Source organism: Candidatus Streptomyces philanthi, from assembly GCF_059553635.1.
This window is the reverse complement of record NZ_JCANQV010000114.1, coordinates 1-17,947: the sequence shown is the minus strand read 5'-3', so window position 1 is coordinate 17,947 and position 17,947 is coordinate 1. Positions and strand designations below refer to the sequence as shown.

Sequence of the window (17,947 nt, the reverse complement as noted above, 5' to 3'; positions counted from 1 at the left end):
GCCGACGCCCTCGACGGCCTGGCCCGGCGCGGCGTCGCCGTCAAGGTCCTCACCGGCGACCACCCGGGGACGGCCGCGCGGGCCTGCCGTGAGCTGGGACTGGACCCCGGCACCCCGGTCACCGGGGACCGGATCGCCGCGCTCCCCGACGACGAACTCGCCGCGCTCGCCGGGCGCACCACGGTGTTCGCCCGCTGCTCGCCCGAGGACAAGGCGCGGGTCGTCGCCGCGCTGCGCGGCCGCGGCCACACCACCGGCTTCCTCGGGGACGGCGTCAACGACCTGCCGGCCCTGCGCGCCGCCGATGTGGGGATCTGCCCGCGCAACGCGGTGGACGTCGTGCGGGAGACGGCCGATGTGGTGCTCGCGGCCAAGGACCTCACCGCCATCGACCACGCCATCACCACCGGGCGGCACAGCACCGGCAACATCACCGGCTATCTGCGCATCACCCTCTCCTCCAACCTCGGCAACGTCATCTCGATGCTCGCCGCCGGGCTGCTGCTGCCGTTCCTGCCGATGCTCCCCGCGCAGGTCCTGGCGCAGAACCTCTGCTTCGACGCGGCCCAGCTCTCCCTCGCCTTCGACCGCCCGGCCCCGGCGGCGCTGCGCGCCCCCTCGGTCCTCGAACCCCGCGCCCTGCTCCGCTCGCTGACCCTCTTCGGGCTGGTCAACGCGGTCGCGGACCTGGCGACGTTCGGGCTGTTCGTCCTGGTCGTCCCGGGCGCGGACCAGCCGGGCGGCCAAGCGGTCTTCCACTCCGGGTGGTTCACCGAGAACCTCCTCACCCAGGCCCTGGTGATGCTGCTGCTGCGGACCGGGCGCCGCAGCGCCGAGGGCGGCGTCCCCGGTCCGATCCGCGCCGCCACCGGAGCGCTCGCCGCCATCGGCGTCCTGCTGCCGCTCTCCCCGCTCGCCCCCGTCCTCGGCCTGACGGCCCTGCCGCCCGCGTACTACGTGCTGCTCGCGGTCCTGCTGGCGCTGTACGCCGCCGCGCTCGCCGGGGTCCGCGCGTACGAGGACCGGCGGGCGGGACGGAAGGGGTAGGGCCGGCCGCCCCCGGGACCGGCGCGGTTCACCAGTCGCCGCCCCCGAAGCCCCCGTCGTCGCCGAAGCCCCCGTCGTCGCCGAAACCGCCCGAGAAGTCGGCGGCGTTGAAGTCGGCGCCGGAGAACTCACCGCCCTCCGGGCCCGCTTCCGCCGGGGCGGCGGCGAACGCGGACGGGGCGCTGATCAGGGAGCCGAGCACGGTCCCGGCGAGCAGACCGGTGACCATGCCGCCGCCGAAGTAGCCGCCCGCCCAGGGGGCGTAGGCCGGCCCCGCGTTCCAGTAGGGCTGCGGTCCGTCGGGCGTCGCCACCGTCCGGGTGTGCGGCTGCTCGCCGCCGGCCAGCAGCGCGGCGTCCGCCGGGCACGCCGGGACGTCGCGGACGGCGCCGCCCGGCGGGGCCCAGGGCACATCGGTGGCCGACGGGCCGTGGCGCGGGTCGAAGAAGCACGGGACCCGGCGCTCGGGCAGCGGCCGTCCGGCGCGCCGCGCGGCGAGGGTGGCCAGCGAGAACCGGCCGTCCTCCAGGGCCTCGGTCACCGCCCGTACGTCCTCGGGCCTGCGGGCCTGTTCCATCAGGGACTTGGCCCGGTCGTAGGCGTCGAGGGCATGGGTGCAGTCCTGGCGCATCGCGTCGTCGGCGCGGGGGTCGGAAGGACGGAGGTCCAGACGCTCCAGCTCCTCGCCGAACGCGGTGATGTCCTCGTCGACCACGACCCGCAGCGCGTCCAGCGCGGCGCGCTCGCGCCGGGTGCGGGATCTGCGGTGGAGGGCGTAGGCGCCCGCGCCCCCGGCGACGACGACCGCGCCGGTGACGAGCAGTGCGGTGGTGGGGGTGCCGTCGCGCGCGGCGTCCTGCCAGGACTCGGGTGCGTGGCCCTTGGCCTGGCGCAGGGCCTGGTCGACGAACCCGGTCAGCATCGCCTCGGTGCCGGTGCCGGAGCGCTTGGCGGCGCCGGTGAGGTTCGAGACCGCGTTGTGGGGCATCACCCGCGGGTCGGCGCCCGCGTTGAAGCCGTCCGCGCCCAGGTGGACCGCGTAGAGGCCGGTCACACCGACCTTGGTCCGCAGGTCGGGCAGCAGGGTGCGGTCGGCGGGGAACTCGGGCGCCGTGGGCAGCACCGCGACGAAGACGGGCCGGTCCGCGTCGAGGATGCGCCGGGCGAGCGCGTCGGCGGCGGCCTGCGGGAGCTGGTCGCGCACCCGGGGGTCGACGTACACGGGGCCCTTCTTCAGTGCGTCGGCCACGGTGTCCAGGCCGCCCGCCGCGCGGGCCGGCGTCGGCGCGAGCACCAGGGCGGCCACCAGGGCGAGGACGGCCGGCAGAAGGCCGGGCCGGAGGCCGGGGAGGGCCCGGCGGAGGGCGGTCATGGGGAGAACTCCTCAACTGTCGTGAGGCGGGCGGCAGGCCCGCGTCAGCCGTACGAAAGGTTGGCGCAGGGGTTGTCGTCCGCGGAGCGGGCCTTGTCGCCGACCTCGGTGGGCAGCGTGGTGGGAGCCGGGTCCGCGGTGGGGCGGTCGGCGTAGGACTGCCCGACGGTGACGGTGATGCCCGCCGCGGTGGCGGACTCCAGTTCCGCGCCGGGGAAGAGGCGGGCGACGGTCCTGGCCCGGTCCTGCTGGCCGGGACCGTACGCGACGACCGTGGTGGTGTGGTGCTGGGAGGGGGCGGTGGTGACGTCGGTGACGGTGAAGCCCGCGGCCTTCAGGTCGCCCGCGGCGCGGGCGCCGAGCCCGTCGGCGGTGGTGCCGTTGAGGACGGCGACGCTGATGCCCGCGCCCGGCACCGGGGCGGACGGCTTGTCCTTCTTGCCGCTGGCGTCCTTGCCGTCGACGGTGCGGTCGGCCTTGAGCGCGGCCCACAGGGCGTCCGCGTCGGGGTGCACCACCGCGACCCGGGCGCCCTGGTAGCGCCAGGGCATGGTGACGAACTTGGTGTTGTGCAGGTCGATGTCCTTCAGCGACATCGCGAAGGAGATCAGCTTGTTCGCGGAGCCGAGTCCCGGGTCGACGGTCAGCGAGGCGGTGGCGGCGTTCGCCAGTGGCAGCAGGGTGGTGGGGTTGACACCCTGTGACTTGACGACCTTGACGAGGCTGCCGATGAACGCCTGCTGGCGCTTGATCCGCCCGATGTCGGAGCCGTCGCCGATGCCGTGCCGGACACGGACATAGTCCAGGGCCTTCTGCCCGGAGACGGTCTGCGGGCCCTTGTGGAAGAGCAGCTTGCCGCGCCGTCCCAGATTCGGGTTGAGGTCGCCCTGGTAGACGTCCTGCGGGAGGCAGACGGGGACGCCGCCGACCGCGTCGGTCATCTTGGAGAAGCCCTCGAAGTCGACGACGACGGTGTGGTCGACGCGCAGCCCGGTCAGGTCCTCGACGGTGTTCTGGGTGCAGGCGGGGTTGCCCTTGGCGGTCTCCCCGACGGTGAAGGCGGCGTTGAACATGACATTGTGCTGCGGCTTGGACCATGTCCCGTCGGGCAGCCGGCACGGCGGGACGGAGACCAGGGTGTCGCGGGGTATCGACACCGCGACCGCGTGTTGCCCGTCCCCGTAGACGTGCAGCAGCAGCGCGGTGTCCGAGCGGCCGACGTCGCCCTCCCCGCCGCCGAGCCGGCTGTTGCCGCCGGAGCGCGAGTCCGAGCCGATGACGAGCACATTGCTGCCGCCGGCCCCGGCCGCGGGCCGCTTCCGGCTGACGCCGTCGGCGCCGAAGGTGGTGATGTTCTCGTCGAGCCGCAGATAGACCCAGCCGGCTCCGGCGGTGAGCAGGACGATGAGGGAGACGGCGACCGTGACGGCTATCCGCACTCTGCTGCGCCTGCGTCGTCGGCGCGGGGCGGCTCCCTCGCTCCTGCGGCGGTCCGCTTTTGCCGTGTGGCTGCGTGTCACGTGTGCGCCCTTGTCCGTGGTTCCTGCCCGGAAAGACGGTCCTCCGCCGTCCAGGGTTGTACAGTTGCGCAATGTAGCAAGTGAAATGGCGGGGCCGGTCCGGACGGCCCGCGACGCAGGCGGAGAGAAGGCGGTACCTGATGCTGCGCAACGGACTGGAGCCCTGGCACCTGTTGATCGTGGTGGTGGTGATGATCGTGCTGTTCGGCTCCAAGAAACTGCCGGACACCGCACGCTCGCTCGGCAAGTCGCTGCGAATCCTCAAGAGCGAGGCCAAGGCGATGAAGGAGGACGGCAAGGAACCGGCCGCCACCCACCAGGAGACGCCCCAGGAGGCCCCGGCCGAACCCCGGATCATCCGGTCGGCGCCCGGGGACGCCTCCGGTCGCCCCGTCAGCCCCCACCCGGCACCGGAACACACCCCCGGCGCCCCCCACTGACCGCCGGGCCCGCGGCCTCATTCCTCCCTGGCCGCGGGCCCGGCCGACGGCCCGGCGCCCCGCGGCGGACGCGTCCGCTCAGTGCGCGTCCAGCGTGACCGTGAACGCGAAACGGTCGCCCCGGTAGTGGATACGGGCCACGTCCACGGCCCGCCCCTCCTCGTCGTACGTGATGCCCGTGTAGTGCAGTATCGGGCTGAGCAGCGGCACCTGGAGCAGCCGCGCCGTCTCCGGGTCCGCCAGCCGCGCCTCGACCGAGTCGGTGATGCGGCTGATGCGGACGCCCACCACGTCCCGCAGCACCTTCGTCATCGGCCACCGCTCCAGGTCCGCCGGGTCGATCCGGACGCCGACATCGGGACGTACGTAGTTGCGCGCGTGGTTGGTCGGCTCGCCCGTCGCCTCGTCGCTGCGCAGCCGGCGGAACCCGGTCACCTCCGCCAGGCCCGGGAAGTGCTCGGACAACTCGGCGGGGACCGGGGCACCGCCGTGCTCCAGCAACTCGGTGCGCATCCCGGACTGCTGCGCCACGATCGCGTCCACCGACCCCAGCAGCCGCACCGGCGTCCCGCGCCGCGCCCCCGGGGAGATGAAGGTGCCGCGCCGCCGGTGCCGGCTGATCAGCCCCTCCGACTCCAGCTCCTTGAGCGCCTGGCGCATGGTCAGCACACTCACGCCGTAGTGCGCGGCCAGCGCGTCCTCCGTCGGCAGCCGCAGCGGCGCGTCGGGGGAGCGCCCCAGTATGGAGGCCCGCAGCGACTGCGAGACCTGGTACCACAGGGGCAGCTTGCGGTTGAGGGCGAGCGAGTCGGGGGCGAAGGTCGTCACGGGGCGTTCCCCCTGGGGGTCATGGGCGGAAGTGGCGCTGGAGACCCTGCCACACGTCGTCGTAACCGCGCTGGAGATGGTCCGCGTCCCGGGCCTGCGGGGTGAGGGTGAGCGGCCAGCGCGTCTCGAACATGAACGCCAGACCGTCGTCGACCTTCTGCGGCACCAGCTGTGCGGCGCTCGCCCTCTCGAACGTCTCCTGGTCCGGGCCGTGCGCCGACATCATGTTGTGCAGCGAACCGCCGCCCGGGACGAAGCCCCCCGCCTTCGCGTCGTAGGCCCCCTCGATCAGCCCCATGTACTCGGACATCACATTGCGGTGGAAGTACGGCGGCCGGAAGGTGTTCTCGCCGACCAGCCAGCGCGGCGCGAAGACCACGAAGTCCACGCCCGCCAGGCCCGGGGTGTCCGAGGGGGAGGTGAGGACGGTGAAGACCGACGGGTCCGGGTGGTCGTAGCTGATGGACCCGATGACATTGAAACGGTGCAGGTCGTAGACGTACGGCACATGGTTGCCGTGCCAGGCGACGACATCGAGCGGGGAATGGTCGTACGTCGCCGTCCAGAGGCCGCCGCAGAACTTGTTGACGACCTCCACCTGGCCCTCGGCGTCCTCGTACGCGGCGACCGGGGCGCGGAAGTCCCGGGGGTTGGCCAGACCGTTGGCGCCGATCGGCCCGAGGTCGGGGAGCTGGAACGGGCTGCCGTAGTTCTCGCAGACATAGCCGCGCGCCGTCGCGTCCAGCAGCTCGACGCGGAACCGCACGCCGCGCGGGATCAGCGCGACCTCGCCCGGAACGGCCCGCAGCAGCCCGAACTCGGTGCGCAGCAGCAGCCCGCCCCGCTCGGGGACGATCAGCAGTTCGCCGTCGGCGTCGCTGAACACCCGGTCGGTCATGGACGCGTTGGCGTGGTAGAGGTGCACCGCCATGCCCGCGCGCTGGGTGGCGTCGCCGTTGCCGCCGAGCGTCCACAGCCCGTCGAGGAAGTCCGTCCGCCCGGACGGCTCGGGGAGCGGGTCCCAGCGCAGCCGGTTGGGGTCCGGGACGCACTCGGCGAACGGCGCCGAGCGGACCGCGCGCTGCGGGGCCCGGGTGAACGGCGGGTGCGCGGCGGACGGGCGGATGCGGTAGAGCCAGGAGCGGCGGTTGTGGTGGCGCGGCTCGGTGAACGCCGAACCGCTGAGCTGCTCCGCGTACAGCCCGAGGGGCGCGCGCTGCGGCGAGTTGCGCCCGACGGGCAGCGCGCCCGCCACCGCCTCCGAGCTGTGTTCGTTGCCGAACCCGGTGGCGTACACCAGCCCTTCCGCCGTCTTCCTCGCCTGCTCGTTGCCCGTGCCGGTCATCGCGTGCTCCCGCCGCTCAAGGAATCCTATGCAAGACCCTAGGATTGGGTTCCGGGGCCGTCAACGGAAGGATTTCGGCAGCCGTGGCCGGAACGCCGCGCCACCCGCAGCCGGACGGACGGGCTCCGCCGGACCGCACCACGGGCAGGATGAAGACGTGCAGCAGCCCGACCCCCTCCGCCGCGTCCCCGTCCAGCGCCGCAGCGCCCAGCGCCTCGCCCGCATCCTCGACGCCTGCGCCGAAGTGCTGGACGAGAGCGGGTACGAGGACCTCAGCACCCGCGCCGTCGCCCACCGCGCCGGCGTGCCGATCGGCTCCGTCTACCGCTTCTTCCCCAACAAACGCGCCATGGCCGAGGCGCTGGCCCGCCGCAACCTCGCCGCCTACGCCGACCGCGTCGCGGCCCGGCTCGCGGCCCCGGACGCGCCGTCCGGCTGGCGCCCGGCGATGGACGCGCTCGTCGACGAGTACCTCGCCATGAAACGCGGCGCGCCCGGCTTCGCCCTCGTCGAGTTCACCGTCCCGGCGCCCCGCGCCTCCCGCGAGGCCAACCACACCGTCGCGGACCTGATCCTCGGCCTGCTCGCCGGCCCGCTCGCCCTGGACGCCTCCGACGAACGGCTGCGGACCGCCTTCCTCGTCGGCGTGGAGACCGCCGACGCGCTGCTGCAACTCGCCTTCCGCGCGGATCCGGACGGCGACCCCGTGATCGTCGCCGAGACCAAGGAGGTGCTGCGGGCCTACCTGGCGCGGTACCTGGACGAGGGGCCGCGCTGATCAGGGGCGCGCCGTGAAGCGTCCGCGCGTCAAGCCTTGTTGACGGAAGTCCGTGCCGCTTAACGTCACTCCGACCGCCGACCGGCGGATGAACCACGGGCGAACGTGAGGTCCCTTCATGCTGACCGTTCTCGGCTTCGTCATGATCGCCGCGTTCCTGGTGCTGATCATGATGAAGAAGATGTCGCCGATGGCGTCGCTCATCCTCGTCCCGGCCCTGTTCTGCGTCCTGGTCGGCAAGGGCGCCCACCTGGGGGAGTACGTCGTCAAGGGCATTGGCGACCTCGCCCCCACCGCCGCGATGCTGATGTTCGCCATCGTCTACTTCGGCGTGATGATCGACGTCGGCCTCTTCGACCCCGTCGTCCGCGGCATCCTGCGCTTCTGCCGGGCCGACCCGCTGCGCGTCGTCGTCGGCACCGCCGTCCTCGCCGCGATCGTCTCCCTCGACGGCGACGGCTCCACCACCTTCATGATCACCGTATCGGCCCTCTACCCCCTCTACCGGCGCCTCGGGATGAGCCCGGTCGTCATGACCGGCGTCGCGGCCACCGCCAACGGCGTCATGAACACCCTGCCCTGGGGCGGCCCCACCGCCCGCGCCGCCACCGCCCTCCACCTCGACGCCGACGAGGTCTTCGTCCCCATGATCCCCGCCCTGGCCTGCGGCCTGGTCGCGGTTTTCGTCCTCGCGTACGGCTTGGGCCTGCGCGAACGCCGCCGGCTCGGCGCGGACGCGGCGGCGGGTACGGGTACGGCCGGGGCGGCGGACGCGGACGCGGTGGCGACGGGTACAGCCGGGGCGGCGACGGCGGGTACGGCCGGGGCGCCCGGCGGCCTCCAGGTGCTGGACCCGGCACGCGCCACCCTCCGCCCCCGCCTCTACTGGTTCAACGCCGCGCTCACCCTCGCCCTGCTCACCCTCCTGATCCTCCAGACCCTCCCGATCCCGGTCCTCTTCCTGCTCGGCGCCGCCCTCGCCCTCACCGTCAACTTCCCGCGCATGGCCGACCAGAAGGACCGGATCGCCGCACACGCCGAGAACGTCCTCAACGTCTCCGGCATGGTCTTCGCCGCCGCCGTCTTCACCGGCGTCCTCACCGGCACCGGCATGGTCGCCCACATGGCCCGCTGGCTGGTCGGCACCGTCCCCGACTCCCTCGGCCCGCACATGGGCCTCGTCACCGGCGCCCTGAGCATCCCCCTGACCTACCTCATGTCCAACGACGGCTTCTACTTCGGCATCGTCCCGATCCTCGCCGAGGCCGGCGCCGCCCACGGCGTCACCCCCACCGAAATCGCCCGCGCCTCCCTGGTGGGCCAACCCCTCCACATGTCCAGCCCCCTCGTCCCCGCCGTCTTCGTCCTCGTCGGCATGGCCCATGTGGAGTTCGGCGACCACACGCGGTTCACCTTGAAGTGGGCGGCGCTGACGTCGCTGGTGGTACTGGGGGCGGGGGTGGTGTTCGGGGTGGTTTAGGGGAACACCCGCGCCAGGGAGGCGTTCCCTGGCACCAGTTCCCACGCCGGATGGTCTCTGCCATGCCGTCCGCTCACGCATACGGGTTGCCTCACCTCGTCATCTGCCCAGGATCGTTACGGCTCCGGATACTCAAACCGCCGAGCCCGCCATTACCTGCACAGGCATGTCCTCCGGCGCGTCATCCCGAACGAGATCGACCAGGGCTCTGCAGTCTCGGGCTTTGCGTCTGCTCATGGCCGGCTTGGGCGACACGAGCAGACCTCCGGCCCATGGGGCCCGACGCCGATGCTGAACGTCTGGGCCATTCCGGCGGTGGGGACGGCTTCGGCAGTGTCCGCCACCTGCGAGTGATCTATTGGTCTGGACGTAGCAGTTCAGAGGGGGCTGTTCGGCTCGGTTCTGGCGGTCGCATCGCCCTGTCCCAGGGGCCTCTGGGCCGATGTGACTGCGATTGCGTGGACAGGTCGCGATACCTGACATGTACGAGTTGGCCGTGGCGGCCCCGAGAGGAAGCTTCTCGCTCGCATGAGGCGGGGCCTGTGATGATTGCCTCTCGCTGAAGGGTAGTCTCAACTACCCTGACTATGCGGGGTGTTACGGCGCAAGCCTGGGTTTGCCAGCGTAACCGAAGCCTGATTGCGAACCCATGGGGAAGGTCTTGGAAGCCGGTTACCTGATCCTCATCGCTGTCTGCGCGGGGTCCTTGATCATGCTTGCCGGGGTTGCCGCTGGAGGATTCCTTGTCATTGCGGCTCAGCGAAGCGCGCGTCCTGCGCCGCGAGAAGATGAGACCGGTTCTCTCTCGGCGGGCGACCCGGTGGTGGGCGCTTCGGCGGGTCGTCGGCAGGCCCCTGCATCTCATCCTCCTTCGGAGGTCCCCCAAACGCCACGGAAAGAGAGGCCAGTGACGATGGACGCAACGTCACAGGACACGGCAGCCAGGGTCGAAGCCCTGATCGCGCACAAGAAAACTATTGCTGAGATTCGCGTGGCCTTACGGATCAGGACGATGCAGACGGTCACCCGCTGGTCAGCCGGAGCTCTCGCTGTCGTCCTGCTCTTCGGTTGTGTCATCGCAAACGTAGCGGTCGGGTGGTCCACCATCACCCTCGTCAACAAGGTCGCCATTCCTGTCTTCGTGCTAAGCGCCGGTACGTTCCTTGTGGTTCAGGCCATGGAGAGAAAGGCGGTGAGGGATGGAAAGGAGCACTACAACAAGACAGCGCGCGAGTTGAAGATCGAGTTGGAAGCGGCCGAAGAGCTTCGCCTTCTGGACGCCGCCCGGCTCGGTCTTCCAGTGCCTGACCGCCAGTACTCCTACAAAGACTCCATCCCGGCGGAGCTTGACAGCCTGCGCAAGGACGGGAGGAGGTACCGCAGGAAGCACAACGTCGCTCAATCAGCCATCATTCTCGGATCGCTGAGTGGGACTGCGCTTTCCGGCCTTGCCGACACACCTGCTCCTCTCAAGTACTGGATCATGGGGATTACTTTCACGGTGGGCGCGGCCGCAGGGTTCACTGGGTATTACAAGTGGCGTGAGCGGGCGTTCTACCTCCAGCAGACAGCGGACGATATTGAACGCCATGCGACTGCCTTCGAATTGGGTATTTACCCCTACGACGATCCTGACGAGGCCGACAGGCTGGCGAAGCTCGCCAAGGAAATCGAACTGCTAAGGGTCGAGCAACGTAAGCGCCAACAGCAGCTCGACCAGCCGCGCGAAGGGAGCGCAGAGGTCGTCTGACGATCACGTAGGCATCTGCCCGCCCCCGGAAAAGGTCTGCAGAAGTCGGAGCCGTCCCGCAACGCTGCCACTTCGCCTCGCTACCGTCCCCGATGCCGCCGCCCCAACACCGTGTCACCCCTGGCGCCACGAAAACTACCAACGCTAGTTTAGAAATCCGGCGGATTCGTCGGGAGCCCCGCGAGGGGTTACCACCACGCGGACCGGAAGGAGCACAGCGTGAAGCGGTACGACGGGATGTACATCGGGGGCACTTGGCGGGCGGCCGAGGGGGGTGAGGTCATCGAGGTGGTTGATCCGGCGGAGGAGCGGGTCATCGCTACCGTGCCCGCGGGCAGTGAGGGGGACATCGATGTCGCCGTACGCGAGGCGCGTGCGGCGTTGCCCGGGTGGGCCGGTACGGCTCCCGCCGCTCGGGCCGAGGTGATTGGCGCGCTCAGGGATCGTCTTGCGGAGCGGGCCGAGGAGATCGCCGGGACCGTCACCGCCGAGCTCGGGGCGCCGCTTGCCTTCAGCCGGGCGGTGCATGCCGGGGTGCCGGTCGCCGTGTGTGGTTCGTATGCCGAGTTGGGCCGTACGTATGCGTTCGAGGAGACCGTCGGTACGTCGACGGTGTTGCACGAGCCGGTGGGTGTGGTGGGGGCGATCACGCCGTGGAACTATCCGCTGCACCAGATCGTCGCGAAGGCGGCTCCGGCGCTGGCCGCCGGTTGCACTCTTGTGCTCAAGCCTGCTGAGGACACTCCGCTGGTGGCGCGGTTGTTCGCCGAGTGTGCGGATGAGGCGGGGGTTCCGGCGGGTGTCCTCAATGTCGTGACGGGGCTGGGGGCGGTCGCGGGGCGGGCGCTGGCGGGGCATGAGGGGGTGGACATGGTCTCGTTCACCGGGTCCACGGCCGTGGGGCGGAGGGTGGGGGCGGCCGCGGGGGGTGCCGTCAAGCGGGTCGCGCTCGAACTCGGTGGGAAGTCCGCGAATGTCGTCCTGCCCGGGGCCGACCTCGGGCGGGCGGTCGCCGTCGGTGTCGCCAATGTCATGGCCAACTCCGGGCAGACGTGCAGTGCGTGGACCCGGATGCTGGTCCACCGGGACCACTACGACGAGGCCGTCGCGCTCGCCGAGACGGCCGCCGCCAAGTACGTGCCCGGGGAACGGCTCGGGCCGCTGGTCAGTGCCGCGCAGCGGGAGCGGGTCCGCGGCCACATCGAGCGGGGGCTCGCCGAGGGGGCCCGGCTCGTCACGGGTGGCGCGGAGGCGCCGCTGGAGCGTGGCTACTACGTCAGTCCGACCGTCTTCGCCGACGTCACCCCGGAGATGACCGTCGCGCAGGAGGAGATCTTCGGGCCGGTGCTGTGCGTGCTGCCGTACGAGGACGAGGACGACGCGGTACGGATCGCCAACGGCACGGTGTACGGGCTGGCCGGCGCGGTGTGGGCCGCCGACGACGCGACCGCGGTCGCTTTCGCGCGCCGTCTGGAGACCGGGCAGGTCGACATCAACGGCGGACGCTTCAACCCGCTCGCCCCGTTCGGCGGGTACAAACAGTCCGGCGTCGGCCGTGAGCTGGGGCCGCACGGGCTGGTGGAGTACCTCCAGACGAAATCGCTCCAGTTCTGACGCGCCCGTTCCGGCACCAGCACCTCCGTCCGCCGCTCCATCCCTTCGCCCCGAGGAGTCCCCGTGGTCCGCGCCGCCGTCCTGCCCGCCGTCAACGCCCCGCTGGAGATCACCGGCATCGACCTGCCCGAGCCCGGGCCCGGGCAGGTACGGGTGCGGCTCGCCGCGGCCGGGGTCTGCCACTCCGACCTGTCGCTGTCCGACGGGACCCTGCGCCACCGGGCGCCGGTCGTCCTCGGGCACGAGGGGGCGGGGACCGTCACCGCCGTCGGTGAGGGCGTCACCGCACCCGCCCCCGGTGACCGGGTCGTCCTCAACTGGGCGCCGTCCTGCGGCGCGTGCCACTTCTGCGAGATCGCCGAACCCTGGCTCTGCTCCCGTGCCGCGGACGCCGCACAGGCCCCGTACGCCACTCTCGCCGCCGACGGGAGCGCCCTCTACCCGGGCCTGGGCACCGCCGCGTTCGCCGAGGAGACCGTGGTGCCCGCGCACGCCGCGCTGCCGCTGCCCGACGGGGTGCCGCTCACCGAGGCGGCGCTGCTGGGCTGCGCTGTGCTGACCGGCTGGGGCGCCGTCCACCACAGCGCGGGGGTGCGGGACGGGGAATCCGTCGTGGTGTTCGGTGCCGGCGGTGTCGGTCTCGCCGCCCTCCAGGCCGCGCGGATCGCGGGCGCGGGCCCGCTCGTCGCCGTCGATGTCTCGCCGGAGAAGGAGGGCCTCGCCCGTGCCGCCGGGGCCACGGAGTTCGTCGTCGCGGGGGAGGACACCGCGCGGCGTGTCCGGGAGCTGACCGGCGGCCGGGGCGCCGACGCCGCCGTGGAGTGCGTGGGCCGCGCCGCGTCGATCCGGGCGGCCTGGTCGTCGACCCGCCGCGGCGGCCGTACCACGGTCGTGGGGATCGGCGGCCGGGACCAGCAGGTGACCTTCAACGCCCTGGAACTCTTCCACTTCGGACGTACGCTTTCCGGCTGCGTCTACGGCAACAGCGACCCCGCCCGGGACCTCCCGGTCATCGCCGGCCAGGTGCGTTCCGGGGCGCTCGACCTGTCCGTGCTGGTCACCGAGCGCATCGGGCTCGACGGTGTCCCGGCCGCTTTCGAGGCGATGCGCGCCGGACGGGGCGGCCGGGCGCTGATCGTCTTCTGAGACGGCGTCACACGGCGCTCGCCGCCGCCTCCCGGGCCGCCGCCGCGGGCTCCGGCCGTACGTCGCCGGGCCGGCGCAGCCGGGGGAAGGCGGGCGCCGCCGCCAGGAAGACCAGCGAGACCAGGACGAACGGCCAGGTGAAGGTGTGGCCGCCGGACGGGGCGAACAGGGCGGCCATCGCCGAGGTCAGCGCGGTGGCGGTGGCCGCCGCCGTCACCGCGTACCCCAGGCTCCAGGCGTCGGCGACGAGGAACACCCCGCACAGCGCCATCGCCACGAGCACCGCGTTGTAGCCCATGGTGCCCTGGGCGACATCGGCGGCCGGCGCGCCCAGCGCCCACGCGGTGAGGATGCCGACCACGCTGCCGACGCAGGCCATCGCCCCGGCGCGGCGGTCGGCGAGGAAGATGCCGGCGAGGAAGATCAGGCCGACGTACCACTGCGGCATGAAGAAGATCTGGGCGATGTTGGCGAAGAACGCGTGCCACAGGTCGGTGAACCCGAGGGCGGTGGGCCCGCCCGCCGGCCGGGTCAGGGCGGCCAGCCCCGGTCCCTGGTGCCAGACCCGCTCGAAGCCGGGCGCGGCGATCGTCATGGCGCTCGCCATCAGGCAGTACGGCAGGGTGAAGGTCGGCAGGTCCCAGGTCGCAAGGACGCGGCCGGCCGCGCCGGTGACGACGGTGACCACGGCGCTCCCGGCGAGTGCCAGCAGTGCGGTGGACAGGTGGTCCGCGCCGAGGAAGACGGCGAAACCGACCCCCACCAGGCAGGCGTTGAACCCTTCGAGGCCCGCGGTGACACGCTCCTCGGCCACCCCCAGCAGGCGGGCGGTGGCGGTGCCGACGGCGGTGCCGGCCAGTCCGTAGAGCCCGTACTGCCAGCCCGCCGCGAAGAGCGCGACGGAGAACACCGCGCCCGCGAGCGCGCTCGGCAGGAAGTCCACCTGTGCCTGGCCGCGCAGGACCTGGACGGCGAAGGACCGGAGCCGTCCGGGTGTTCCGCGGCCGCCGGCCGCACCGGTTCCGTGCACGATGCCTCCCGTTTCCCGGTGGCCGGGCGCTCCTGCCGGCCAGGGACTGGTGCACTCTACAGCTATCTTCTGTGAGGTCCCCGGACGGGTGCGGAGCGGGGCGGCGCCGCTCACCGCTCCGGCGGGACACGCTCCGGATGCTGGAGTGCGAGCCCGTCGACCAGGGCCAGCAGGCCCGCCTCGAACGCCCCCTCGTCGACCCGGCGCTGGTGCTCGGCGAGCAGATGGGCCTGGCCGAGGTGCGGGTAGTCGGCGGGGTCGTACGCGCCCGGGTCGTCGACGAAACCGCGCGCGAACGAGCCCAGCGCGGAACCGGCGACGAAGTAGCGGACCATCGCGCAGATCCGGGTGGCCTGCGCCGGCGGCCACCCCGCCTCGACCATGCCGCCGAACGCCGCGTCCGCCATCCTCAGCGCCGCGGGCCTGCGCCCCGGCCCCTGCGCGAGGAACGGCACGATGTGCGGATGGGCGGCGAGCGCCGCGCGGTAGGAGCGGGCCCAGCCCAGCAGCCCGGCCCGCCAGTCCCGTCCGGACGCGAGGGCGGAGACGTCGACCTGGGCGATGACGGTGTCGGCGACCGCGTCGAGGATCTCGTCCTTGGTCGTGAAGTGGTTGTAGAGGGACGGCCCGCTCACCCCCAGCTCCGCGGCCAGCCGGCGGGTGGACAGCGCCGGCAGCCCCTCCGCGTCGACGAGGGCCAGCGCCGCGGCGACGATGCGGTCGCGGCTCAGCAGGGGCTTGCGGGGTCGGGCCATGGTGCACATCGTAAGGGCCGCTTCCGGTGGGGGGACCGGGGCGGACGGGGTGTGCCCGTGCGGGACCGGGCCCGGTCCGGGGCCTAAGCGCGTGCTCAGTGGCGCGGTAAGGTGTGCGGTCCGCCGTGGACGGTCCGCGGGCGGGACGAGGAGCGGGGTGCGGCGATGGACGCGGAGGCACAGCGGACGGCGGAGGCCGGTGACGAGTGGGCCGATGTCACCCCGGAGGCCGCGCGACGGCTGGTCGCCGCCGCCGTCGGGGCCTTCGCGGAACGCGGCTACCACGCGACCACCACCCGTGACATCGCCGGCCGCGCCGGCATGAGCCCGGCCGCCCTCTACATCCACTACCGGACCAAGGAGGAGCTGCTCTACCGCATCAGCGGCATCGGCCACGAGAAGGCGCTGCGCATCATGGGCGACGCCGCCGCGGCCCCGGGCACCGCCGCCGAACGCCTCGCCGGCGCCGTCCGCACCTTCGTCCGCTGGCACGCCGAGCACCACACCACCGCCCGCGTCATCCAGTACGAACTCCAGGCGCTGAGCGCGGAGCACTACGCCGAGATCACCGGGCTGCGCCGCCGCACCGACCGGCTGCTGCGGCAGATCATCCAGGACGGCGCGGACGGCGGCGAGTTCCGGTCCGACGATGTGCCGGGCACCACGCTCGCGGTGCTGTCCCTCTGTGTCGACGTCGCCCGCTGGTTCACCGCGGACGGCCCCCGCACGCCCGAGGAGGTCGGCGAACTCTACGCCGGGCTGGTGATGCGGATGGTGGGCGCAGGACAGCCGTGACGTGCGGGGCGCGTCCGGTCAGCGCAGGAAGCGGCTGACCGTCTCCGCGACGCACACCGGCTTGCCGCCGCCCTCGCGTTCGACGGTCACGGCCGTCACCAGCTGCACCCCGCCGGTCACCTCCGTCACCTCCGTGATCCGGGCCGTGGCGCGCAGCCGCGAACCGACCGGGACGGGGGAGGGGAAACGCACCTTGTTCACGCCGTAGTTGATGCCCATCGTCACGTTCTCGACCCGCATCAGCTGCGGCACCAGCGCCGGAAGCAGCGAGAGCGTCAGATAGCCGTGCGCGATGGTGGTGCCGAACGGGCCCGCCGCGGCCCGCTCCGGGTCGACATGGATCCACTGGTGGTCGCCGGTCGCCTCGGCGAACAGGTCGATCCGCTTCTGGTCGATCTCCAGCCAGTCGCTGGTGCCCAGTTCCTCGCCGACCGCGGCCCGCAGTGCGTCGAGCGACGCGAACACCCGGGGTTGTGCCATCTCTGTCCGCCTCCTCAGACGCCGAACACCGAACGCCGGACGCCCCGCGGGGCGCCTACTGAGCGCTTGCTCAGCATGCGGAGTGCCCACGGTCCGTGTCAACGTGCCGGCCCCCACCGCGCCGTACGGCGTACGGGACGCGCGCCCGGGGCCTGCCGGCCTCCCGGAGGACGGTGGCAGGACGGCAGGTTCTAGGCTGGGGCCGTGCCCCAGCTCCCGCTCAAGGTCCAGGAACTCACCGTCGGCCAGCTCGCCGCGCGCAGCGGCGCGGCCGTCTCGGCGCTGCACTTCTACGAGTCCAAGGGGCTGATCAGCAGCACCCGGACGGCCGGGAACCAGCGCCGCTACACCCGCGACGCGCTGCGCCGGGTCGCCTTCGTCCGGGCCGCGCAACGGGTGGGCATCCCGCTCGCGGTCATCCGGGACGCGCTCGCCGAACTCCCCGACGGGCGCACCCCCAACCGCGACGACTGGGCCCGGCTCTCCGAGGCGTGGCGCTCCGAGCTGGACGAGCGGATCGGCCAACTCGTCGAACTGCGCGACAGGTTGACCGACTGCATCGGCTGCGGCTGCCTCTCGCTGGAGCGCTGCGCCCTGTCCAACCCCCAGGACTCCCTCGGCGATCAGGGCCCCGGCGCCCGCCGCCTGCGCGTCGACCGGGGCGCGCGGAACACCCCGGCGGGCGGACGACGCGCGGGCGGGAACGACCGGCCGGAGGACGGCGGGGGCTGCGAGGCGCCGTGACCGCCGGGGCACCGTACGCCCCATCAGTCCCGGCCGCCGCGCCTCACCGCCCCCGTCACCTCACCACATCTCCGGCTTCCGTGCCGCCCACGGGCGGGCCTGCTCCAGTTGGGCGGAGAGGGCGATCAAGGTGGCCTCGTCGCCGTACCGGCCGCCGAGCATCACCCCGATGGGCAGCCCCTCGTCGTTCCAGTGCAGCGGCACATTGACCGCGGGCTGCCCGGTGGCGTTGTAGAGCGCGGGGAACGGCACATGGGCGACGACGGCGGCGAACTCCGCCTCCGGATCGTCGTCGTCGCGCAGCGCGCCCAGCGGCTGCGGGGGCGTGGCGGCGGTCGGCGAGAGGATCACGTCGCAGCCGGTGCCCGGCGCCATCGGGCCGTCGGCCAGGAACTGCGCCAGGGCGCGGAACGTGCCGAGCGCGTCGGCGAGTTGCGGACCGGTCACCTCGGCGCCGCACCGCTGGAGATGGCGGGTGAGCGGCATCAGCGACTCCTCACTGCCCGGCGGGACCTGACAGGTTGCCGCGATCACCGACCAGGCGCGGCGGAACGCCACCCGGATACCGTCGTCGACCGGCAGCTCCAGCTCCTCGACGTCGTGGCCCAGCCCGGCCAGCACGGCGGCGGTCGCGGTGACCGCCTCGGCGCACTCGGGGTGGACCTCGATACCGGGGACCGGCGCCGAGGTGACGAAGCCGATCCGCAGCCGGCCCGCGTCGCGCCGGGCGTGGCCGGCGAAGGTCTCGCCGGGCGGCAGCGACGGCGCCGCGTACGGGACGCCGGGCATCGGGCCGGCCAGCACGTCCAGCAGGGTGGCCGCG

At 72.7% G+C, this 17,947-nt stretch carries 17 protein-coding genes; 9 read left to right on the top strand and 8 right to left on the bottom strand.

Translation table 11 applies throughout. The features are described from left to right. Window positions 1-1,047 (top strand): HAD-IC family P-type ATPase (locus AC51EU_RS15635; protein ID WP_496267531.1); only part of this gene is annotated, 1,047 nt, incomplete at its 5' end. 28 nt (window positions 1,048-1,075) lie between these two features. Here AC51EU_RS15635 and AC51EU_RS15630 read toward each other — a convergent pair. Both AC51EU_RS15630 and AC51EU_RS15625 read right to left on the bottom strand, forming a co-directional pair. After that, window positions 1,076-2,419 (bottom strand): hypothetical protein, encoded by a 1,344-nt coding sequence (locus AC51EU_RS15630; RefSeq protein ID WP_496267530.1) that lies wholly within the window; start codon window positions 2,417-2,419, stop codon window positions 1,076-1,078. 44 nt (window positions 2,420-2,463) lie between these two features. After that, on the bottom strand, window positions 2,464-3,939 hold the full coding sequence (locus AC51EU_RS15625) for an LCP family protein (protein ID WP_496267529.1): 1,476 nt from the start codon (window positions 3,937-3,939) through the stop codon (window positions 2,464-2,466). Between the two features lie 140 nt (window positions 3,940-4,079). Between AC51EU_RS15625 and tatA the strand changes: the two genes are divergently transcribed. Beyond that, the gene (gene tatA / locus AC51EU_RS15620; RefSeq protein ID WP_496267528.1) at window positions 4,080-4,379 is read left to right on the top strand and encodes a Sec-independent protein translocase subunit TatA; all 300 of its coding nucleotides are present in this window, start codon (window positions 4,080-4,082) and stop codon (window positions 4,377-4,379) included. Window positions 4,380-4,457: 78 nt separating this feature from the next. On the opposite strand, the gene AC51EU_RS15615 is transcribed toward tatA, so the two are convergent. Together AC51EU_RS15615 and hmgA are read right to left on the bottom strand one after the other, a co-directional pair. After that, window positions 4,458-5,207 carry a GntR family transcriptional regulator gene (locus tag AC51EU_RS15615; RefSeq protein ID WP_496267527.1) on the bottom strand — a complete coding sequence of 250 codons (750 nt, stop codon included), beginning with the start codon at window positions 5,205-5,207 and terminating at the stop codon, window positions 4,458-4,460. 19 nt (window positions 5,208-5,226) lie between these two features. After that, complete coding sequence (gene hmgA, locus AC51EU_RS15610; RefSeq protein WP_496267526.1) at window positions 5,227-6,552, bottom strand: homogentisate 1,2-dioxygenase; 1,326 nt, start codon at window positions 6,550-6,552, stop codon at window positions 5,227-5,229. 157 nt (window positions 6,553-6,709) lie between these two features. Here hmgA and AC51EU_RS15605 point away from each other — a divergent pair, with 157 nt between their 5' ends. The 5 genes from AC51EU_RS15605 (at window position 6,710) to AC51EU_RS15585 (ending at window position 13,320) form a co-directional block, all read left to right on the top strand. Continuing rightward, window positions 6,710-7,330, top strand: coding sequence for a TetR/AcrR family transcriptional regulator (locus AC51EU_RS15605; protein ID WP_496267525.1), 621 nt, complete (start codon window positions 6,710-6,712; stop codon window positions 7,328-7,330). A 118-nt stretch (window positions 7,331-7,448) separates the two neighbouring features. After that, window positions 7,449-8,810, top strand: coding sequence for a CitMHS family transporter (locus AC51EU_RS15600; RefSeq protein ID WP_496267524.1), 1,362 nt, complete (start codon window positions 7,449-7,451; stop codon window positions 8,808-8,810). 913 nt (window positions 8,811-9,723) lie between these two features. Next, window positions 9,724-10,560: an SLATT domain-containing protein gene (locus tag AC51EU_RS15595; protein WP_496267532.1), complete on the top strand. Its 837-nt coding sequence runs from the start codon at window positions 9,724-9,726 to the stop codon at window positions 10,558-10,560. Between the two features lie 219 nt (window positions 10,561-10,779). Then, window positions 10,780-12,174, top strand: a complete 1,395-nt coding sequence (locus tag AC51EU_RS15590) for an aldehyde dehydrogenase family protein (RefSeq protein ID WP_496267523.1) — start codon at window positions 10,780-10,782, stop codon at window positions 12,172-12,174. Window positions 12,175-12,237: 63 nt separating this feature from the next. Beyond that, the gene (locus tag AC51EU_RS15585) at window positions 12,238-13,320 is read left to right on the top strand and encodes a zinc-binding dehydrogenase (RefSeq protein ID WP_496267522.1); all 1,083 of its coding nucleotides are present in this window, start codon (window positions 12,238-12,240) and stop codon (window positions 13,318-13,320) included. 7 nt (window positions 13,321-13,327) lie between these two features. On the opposite strand, the gene AC51EU_RS15580 is transcribed toward AC51EU_RS15585, so the two are convergent. Next, window positions 13,328-14,350: an urea transporter gene (locus tag AC51EU_RS15580; RefSeq protein ID WP_496267521.1), complete on the bottom strand. Its 1,023-nt coding sequence runs from the start codon at window positions 14,348-14,350 to the stop codon at window positions 13,328-13,330. Window positions 14,351-14,460: 110 nt separating this feature from the next. Then, window positions 14,461-15,105 (bottom strand): TetR/AcrR family transcriptional regulator, encoded by a 645-nt coding sequence (locus tag AC51EU_RS15575; protein ID WP_496267520.1) that lies wholly within the window; start codon window positions 15,103-15,105, stop codon window positions 14,461-14,463. Between the two features lie 165 nt (window positions 15,106-15,270). Between AC51EU_RS15575 and AC51EU_RS15570 the strand changes: the two genes are divergently transcribed. Further along, window positions 15,271-15,900 carry a TetR/AcrR family transcriptional regulator gene (locus AC51EU_RS15570; protein WP_496267519.1) on the top strand — a complete coding sequence of 210 codons (630 nt, stop codon included), beginning with the start codon at window positions 15,271-15,273 and terminating at the stop codon, window positions 15,898-15,900. Between the two features lie 18 nt (window positions 15,901-15,918). Here AC51EU_RS15570 and AC51EU_RS15565 read toward each other — a convergent pair whose 3' ends face one another. Then, entirely contained in the window at window positions 15,919-16,380 is a 462-nt protein-coding gene (locus tag AC51EU_RS15565; RefSeq protein ID WP_496267518.1) for a MaoC family dehydratase, read from the bottom strand. A gap of 204 nt (window positions 16,381-16,584) precedes the next feature. Here AC51EU_RS15565 and soxR point away from each other — a divergent pair, with 204 nt between their 5' ends. Further along, entirely contained in the window at window positions 16,585-17,124 is a 540-nt protein-coding gene (gene soxR, locus AC51EU_RS15560; RefSeq protein ID WP_496267517.1) for a redox-sensitive transcriptional activator SoxR, read from the top strand. A 60-nt stretch (window positions 17,125-17,184) separates the two neighbouring features. Here the strand turns inward: soxR and AC51EU_RS15555 are convergent. Further along, the coding region (locus tag AC51EU_RS15555; RefSeq protein ID WP_496267516.1) for an amidase family protein at window positions 17,185-17,947 on the bottom strand (763 nt) is incomplete at its 5' end.